At 44.5% G+C, this 6,080-nt stretch carries 8 protein-coding genes; 2 read left to right on the top strand and 6 right to left on the bottom strand.

The annotated features are described in order from the left end of the window. Nucleotides 1-79: 79 nt before the first annotated feature. Nucleotides 80-415 (bottom strand): TraR/DksA family transcriptional regulator, encoded by a 336-nt coding sequence (locus K8S19_05945; protein ID MCD4813217.1) that lies wholly within the window; start codon nucleotides 413-415, stop codon nucleotides 80-82. A 17-nt stretch (nucleotides 416-432) separates the two neighbouring features. Further along, nucleotides 433-834, bottom strand: coding sequence for a hypothetical protein (locus K8S19_05950; GenBank protein MCD4813218.1), 402 nt, complete (start codon nucleotides 832-834; stop codon nucleotides 433-435). A gap of 330 nt (nucleotides 835-1,164) precedes the next feature. Between K8S19_05950 and K8S19_05955 the strand changes: the two genes are divergently transcribed. Then, entirely contained in the window at nucleotides 1,165-1,467 is a 303-nt protein-coding gene (locus tag K8S19_05955; protein ID MCD4813219.1) for a bifunctional 4-hydroxy-2-oxoglutarate aldolase/2-dehydro-3-deoxy-phosphogluconate aldolase, read from the top strand. 9 nt (nucleotides 1,468-1,476) lie between these two features. Here the strand turns inward: K8S19_05955 and K8S19_05960 are convergent, their stop codons facing one another. Continuing rightward, nucleotides 1,477-2,040, bottom strand: a complete 564-nt coding sequence (locus K8S19_05960) for a hypothetical protein (GenBank protein MCD4813220.1) — start codon at nucleotides 2,038-2,040, stop codon at nucleotides 1,477-1,479. Nucleotides 2,041-2,456: 416 nt separating this feature from the next. Here K8S19_05960 and K8S19_05965 point away from each other — a divergent pair, with 416 nt between their 5' ends. Then, complete coding sequence (locus K8S19_05965) at nucleotides 2,457-3,143, top strand: hypothetical protein (GenBank protein MCD4813221.1); 687 nt, start codon at nucleotides 2,457-2,459, stop codon at nucleotides 3,141-3,143. 22 nt (nucleotides 3,144-3,165) lie between these two features. Here the strand turns inward: K8S19_05965 and K8S19_05970 are convergent, their stop codons facing one another. From K8S19_05970 to K8S19_05980, 3 genes are all read right to left on the bottom strand, one after another. Next, nucleotides 3,166-3,711: a hypothetical protein gene (locus K8S19_05970; protein MCD4813222.1), complete on the bottom strand. Its 546-nt coding sequence runs from the start codon at nucleotides 3,709-3,711 to the stop codon at nucleotides 3,166-3,168. 116 nt (nucleotides 3,712-3,827) lie between these two features. Beyond that, nucleotides 3,828-4,895, bottom strand: coding sequence for an NDP-sugar synthase (locus K8S19_05975; protein ID MCD4813223.1), 1,068 nt, complete (start codon nucleotides 4,893-4,895; stop codon nucleotides 3,828-3,830). Further along, nucleotides 4,892-5,827, bottom strand: a complete 936-nt coding sequence (locus K8S19_05980; GenBank protein ID MCD4813224.1) for an NAD-dependent epimerase/dehydratase family protein — start codon at nucleotides 5,825-5,827, stop codon at nucleotides 4,892-4,894. Before K8S19_05980 ends, K8S19_05975 begins: the two co-directional genes overlap by 4 nt. Between the last annotated feature and the right edge of the window lie 253 nt (nucleotides 5,828-6,080).

Below are 6,080 nucleotides of genomic sequence, written 5' to 3' on the forward strand. Positions count from 1 at the left end.
AACGATTCCAATAGAGAGCAAAGGGGGAATCATCTACTTTGATATCAAAGAGCAGGACAGGAAACTTTGCTTCTTGCTTTCACTTCGCGCACTTAATACATATTAAAACCGCCGGATCGAAATCCAGGCGTGCAGCACTGATTTCCTGCTTGCAGCGCACGCAGAGTCCATAGTTCCCTTTTTCGATACGCACAAGTGCGGAATCAATCCTCTGCAAATTTAATTTCCGACGGCTCTGCGCTTCTAAGGCCATGGCCTGGGTCTGCATGGCATCCATTCTGGATAACCGTCCCATGCCGCATTGATCGAGTTCTACCGGCTTGGCGGCGTCTTCACCGATTTTCTCCATCGCTATGATTTCCTTTTTCATCACCAATAACCGGCTCTTCATTTCAGTCCACTGATAATCTGCCATCAATCCTCCCAACGCATCTATACAATCATTAAAACAATTGCCATGATCAGCACACACAAGGTCATGGCCACCAGTCCGGCCAGTGTGCTTTTTGCAATTCCCAAGCCATGTTCTTTGGCCATCCCTGCATAATAGGCCCCCATCAACCGGTCGGCATACACGTAGACCATATAAAAAAGTATGATCATGACAAGAAAAAACGACTTGTGATAGTCTCCATCCGGCCCTTTTTCCAAAAGTTTGTGTTGGCGCACGATTGCCAATACCGGGCTGATGATAACGGCCATCATATTGGCACTAAACGCACAACTCACAATCCGCAAGGTCTGTGCAAACCGTCCCGGCCCCCGGAACAGCCGTATTGCAGCGTGCAGCAGCAACGGTGTGAGTATGTAGAACAAGGCATTCTCAAGGAGCATGCCGCCAAATCGCCCCATCCTTTGCCTGAGACAAAAACCGCATCAATCATCACACCGATCTGAGTCACCAAAAATGTGGCAATTAAAAAAAATGTCCAAAATTTTACATCCACGGCCTTAGGCAGGTTCGCCACGAATACTTTCGGTTTGATCAGCAATCCCTTGGCAGCCGGCAAATAATCTTTCATAAAAATACTCCCTTGATGATTTTTCAATTTATCCACCCCTATTATACATAGTCTTTCACCACGACCGCATGGAAAACCGCGCTGTGTCGAGGGAAACTTTTTTTTGAAATATAATTTAATTCCCCTGAGAAGAAAGGCATAATTGACACCTCAGGAAATCCATCTGGCCTGGCAAGCCGGTGCGACGATGGTCAAAATATTTCCTTCTAAATTTTTCGGACCGGACTATTTCAAGGAAATCAAGAGACCCTTCAGCACTGTCCGTCTTCTGGCCTGCGGTGGTATTACACCGGAAAATTTAGGGACGTATAAAAAATGCGGTGCTGATGGATTTGCTGTTGGTGGAAGTATTTTTTCAAAATCACGGCTTGATCAGGATGATTTCACCGCCATCGGAGAAAATCTCAAGCAGTATCTGGCAGCTTACAAAGCCGCCGCCGCATAGTCAAACCGACTAATTTTCCTCATTGGGTTTGCTACACCCTACCATACCATGCCGGAACATGGCCCGTTCCATAGGATCTACCAATTGACCGGGAAATGGAAATGCCACGGCACGGCTCAAAAGCAAACGATCAATCAGATACGCCAGAAACCGAACCGCATAGTCCGGCTCATAATTAAATTCTTTATTCATCAATGCATCCACCACGCCATAGCGATCAGCCTTTTTCTCAAATTTAACCATAAAGACACACTCGCCGGTCCAGCTGCGATGAAAAAACAGCCGGTCTTTTTCCATATAGATAAACCACTTCTCATCCTTATCCTCATGATTGAGACCATAACTAAGTCTGCGAAACTCTTTCGCATTGAACTTACGTGTATAATCAAGCTTAATACCGGGAGAAACCAGCGATTTAATTTTCCTGTCTTTTTTGGTCACGATTTTCATTTTTTGTCTGCGATGAGGTGCTTTTTCGGTTTTTTTCATATCAATCTCTTCGGTGGTAAAGCCGGCATAATTCAAAAACCCTTCCTGAAAAATTTTTTTCAGGATTTCTTTTCGCTTACTCATCCCATACTCCTTCAAACAAATTAATCCTATTGGATGTTTTGTTTTTTCAACGATCAGTGTTGATAAATATGTGAACAACAGATGCCGCACGTGCATATATTTATGTGCAAAGAATTCAAAAAAGATATAAAAAAAAAGATAAAATTGCAAGTAAAATATTTAACATTGCTACACTGAGCCACTAAAAACACCACCGACTTCATCCATGTCCACAAGTTCACTGTCTTTCCCAGCAAGACTCATGCGTATCGTTCCGGCATAAGCATAATATTGCCCTGTCTTTATAAAAATAGCTTTAAAAATACTTTTAAAACTGTTAAATTTAAAAAACTAATCCAAACCGACCCTTTGCCACTTATCTTAATGCAAGAAAACGTTGTAAAAATATTTATCATTTTATTTGGGAGGACTTGCCGATGAAACAGGTTCTGATCGTTTGGTTTTTCACACTGTGCTTTTTAATCACGCCGGCCCATGCTGATATATTGTATCTTAAGGACGGTTCGATTCTAAAAGGAAAGATCACTAAATTAGACAATCATTCTGTAGAGATAAACTCATCTGCCGGCGTATTGACTATTTCACGAGATCAAATAAAAAAATCAGAGGTAGGGGAAACGGATACCAACGCTTTGATTAAAGATAAAAAAAAACCTTCAACACCGGTCAAAGAGAAAGAAGAATCATTCACTTTGACCTCCGAAAAATCCGTTTATTCGGAACGTACTCTGGGATTTGGATTTGCCACCGGTACCTCCAGTGGTATCGGTCTGAGTACTGTACTCTACGCCTCTCCAGTGTCCTTTAGTTTTACTGCCTTTCCGCTGGATGACGGTTATTCTTTGGGTACGCAGATACAATTGGACCTTATTCAGTTCAAATATCAACGCTTCCATTGCTATTTAGGCGGCGCGGTTTTCAACCGCAATAATGAACCCTACTATCATTTGGGGGGTGGATTCGGCTATGGCTGGATGGTGGCAAAATTCATTGGATTTACTTTCAATGGCGGTATATTAGGCAGTATTAATTCCACTGACAACACCTCTGAACTTACCTGGGGCCCGGATATTAACTTTTTAATCCATTTTTATGTTTTATAACCCTACGTCGCTCAAATAAATATTATTCTTCCCAGGTTACGATCCATTTCCAGGGATCTTTCTGCTCGGTTTTTATGTCAATATGAACATTTTTTGCACCGGAAATTTCCATCGCACCTGCCATAAATCCGGCTGTGGTCTCTAAAAAACTTGGAATAAGCTCCGGATAACCGGATAGAAAAACAATTGCTTTTTTTTCGGACTCTTTTTCCACCCACATTTTTCCCTGATCATGAAACGCTGACCATAATTGGGTGGTTTTACTGATTAAATAAGGAACAGTGGTTATTTTTAAAAACACCTTGTAGATTCCATGCAAAGCTATTTTGGCCCTTTTTTTTCCCATTTTAAAAACAGCTTGCGGATCTCCGGGAAAAACCACAGCTGCTGATTTTTCAAAAATTGCCGCAACTACCGGTGCCGGAAATTTAGCCACTGGAATGGCGGTTTCATAAATTTTTCGTTCTTCCGGTGTAAGCAATTCAAAAAGTTTTTCTTCCAAAACAGGATTAATCTCACGTAGAATATCCCGATTTGCCACCACCCCGCTGCCTTTATATGTCCCCATCAAACACTCCTCTAAAATATATTTCTTAAAATTTTATTATGACACCGCCGAAAAACCCCATGATGATTTTCCCGAATTTTCGGTATACACGCATGTTGGCTGCGACAAGACGCAATCTATACCTGGCTGTAATCCGGCACCACGGCATTTTCGCCCAACACTGTATTGGGTCTTATCACGGTATAGCGCCCGATTTTGCAACCGGAGGCAATGACACATCCGGTCAGACGCGCTCCTTCGCCGATGCTGATATCATCCCATAACACGCTGCGCTCAATAATGGCACGCTGTCCAACCATCACGTTTTTCCCCATGACGACCAAATCGCCGATACGTGCATCCGTCTGAATGGCGCAATGATCGCCGATAACCGTTGGTGCATACAGCATGGCCTGAGGATGAATCCGGCAATTTTTCCCCATACGCAATTGCTTGTTGTTTTTCCAGGTTTTGCCCATCGGCAGCATGCGCATTTTATTTTCCAAAATATCCATGTGGGCCTGATGATATTTAGCAGTTGTTCCGATATCTTTCCAATAATTCCGGCTGGTATACGCCCAGACCCGTTCATTGGTATTGAGCAGGTTTTGAAAAAGTTGGCGCTCAGCGGAAAAATTTGTATTGACCGGAATCGCATCAAAAACTGCCGCATCAAATATATACAATCCTGAATTAATCCAGTGGCTCTTGACCTCATCCATATTTGGTTTTTCCACAAACCGCTGCACCCGGCCCCGCGAATTAAACAGGACCAGACCGTAGGCGGTCGGGTCGGCGACCCAGCTCAGACCGATTGTCACCATGGCTTTGTTCTTCCGGTGAATCCGGGCCATCTGAGTGAAATCCCAATCAGTTAATTCATCCCCATTCAATACCGCAACCGCTTCTGCGCCCCGTACATATTTTTGCGCATTTTTGATTGCACCTGCTGTGCCCAGCGGGGTTTTCTCCGTGGCATAATGCAGCTTCACGCCAAACCGGCTTCCCGTACCAAATGCCTTGCGGACCAATTCAGGTTTGTGACAGATGGAGAGCGTGATATCACGTACCCCGTGACGCTTGAGCAGCGCAAACTGGTATTCCAAAAAAGGACGTCCCACCATGGGAACAGTGCCTTTGAGCCGGTGGATGGTCAGCGGGCGCAAACGTGTTCCTTCGCCGCCGACCAGAATAATGGCTTTCACTGATTTGTCTCCTTGGCCTTATCCCGAAAATACTCATAAGTTTTTTTGACCCCATCACCAAAAGCGGTTTCCGGTTTCCAGCCCAGAATTTTTTCCGCCAAACCGGCATTGAGATAGATCGCCTGCAAATCACCGCGGCGCGGCGGACCGCTCAACGCCGGAGTTTGATTGTCCATGGCAGTCCGGACTGCCTGGTACACCTGATTGACATCCGTCGGAAGATTAGTGCCGATATTCAATGCCACATTCTCCCCTTTTTCCAGGGCCAGCATATTTGCCCGGACAACATCCCCAACAAAAACATAGTCGCGCACGCAGGAACCATCCCCGAAAATAGTCGGCGCTTTGCCTGCCAGCAGGGCTTGGATAAAAATAGAAACCACCCCGGCTTCGCCATGCGGTACCTGACGCGGGCCGTAAACATTGCCGTAACGAAACGTAACATACTGAAATCCCGTTTTTTTAGCATAAAAATCCAGATAATTCTCACCGGTAAATTTGGAAATACCATACGGTGAAGCCGGCTGCAAAGGATACGTCTCATCTGCCGGAAGTTTTTTCGGTTCCCCGTACACCACCCCGCCGGAGGAAATATAAATAACGCGGCGGACCGCATGCTTGTGACAGGCTTCCAGGATGTTGAGCCAACCAACAATATTTACCCGGGCATCTTCGCGCGGATTGTCTACGGATAACGGCACTGAAATTTGGGCCGCATGATGATTCAACACTTCGGGCTTGAACTCCGCAAAAACTTCCTCGACCTTGGTATCTGAAATATCCACCTGGTAGAATTTGGCATTGGGATTAACATTATCAATATTGCCGGATGAAAGATCATCTAAAACAGCCACTTCATGGCCTGCGGCAATATAGGCATCCGCCACATTCGAACCAATAAATCCAGCGCCGCCGGTAACCAAAATACGCATACAGCCTCCTCAAACGATAATGTCCAGTTGTATTAATATGTACAGAACGGCTACAGATTAACATAAAACACACCGAGAAAAAATAAATAATGTAAAACTCTGAATAAAACAGGCGCGACTTAAAAGACCGGAGAGAATTTCGTGCCTTTTCACCTCCGCTCAGGAGTGTTTTTTCCAATTACTTGTGAATTGTAATTACAAGTGCGACAAATTGGGATAAAAAAGAGTCCCTCGACTCAAGAAAACTGATAAT

This window comes from bacterium (assembly GCA_021108215.1).
In the GTDB taxonomy this organism is placed as follows: Bacteria; Oederibacteriota; JAAXVQ01; order JAAXVQ01; family JAUVAV01; genus JAIORK01.

Coding starts and splice junctions, on each gene's coding strand:
- K8S19_05970 (MCD4813222.1), bottom strand. CDS start 3,711: ATGGGGACATATAAAGGCAGCGGGGTGGTGGCAAATCGGGATATTCTA.
- K8S19_05960 (MCD4813220.1), bottom strand. CDS start 2,040: ATGAGTAAGCGAAAAGAAATCCTGAAAAAAATTTTTCAGGAAGGGTTT.
- K8S19_05945 (MCD4813217.1), bottom strand. CDS start 415: ATGGCAGATTATCAGTGGACTGAAATGAAGAGCCGGTTATTGGTGATG.
- K8S19_05965 (MCD4813221.1), top strand. CDS start 2,457: ATGAAACAGGTTCTGATCGTTTGGTTTTTCACACTGTGCTTTTTAATC.
- K8S19_05980 (MCD4813224.1), bottom strand. CDS start 5,827: ATGCGTATTTTGGTTACCGGCGGCGCTGGATTTATTGGTTCGAATGTG.
- K8S19_05950 (MCD4813218.1), bottom strand. CDS start 834: ATGCTCCTTGAGAATGCCTTGTTCTACATACTCACACCGTTGCTGCTG.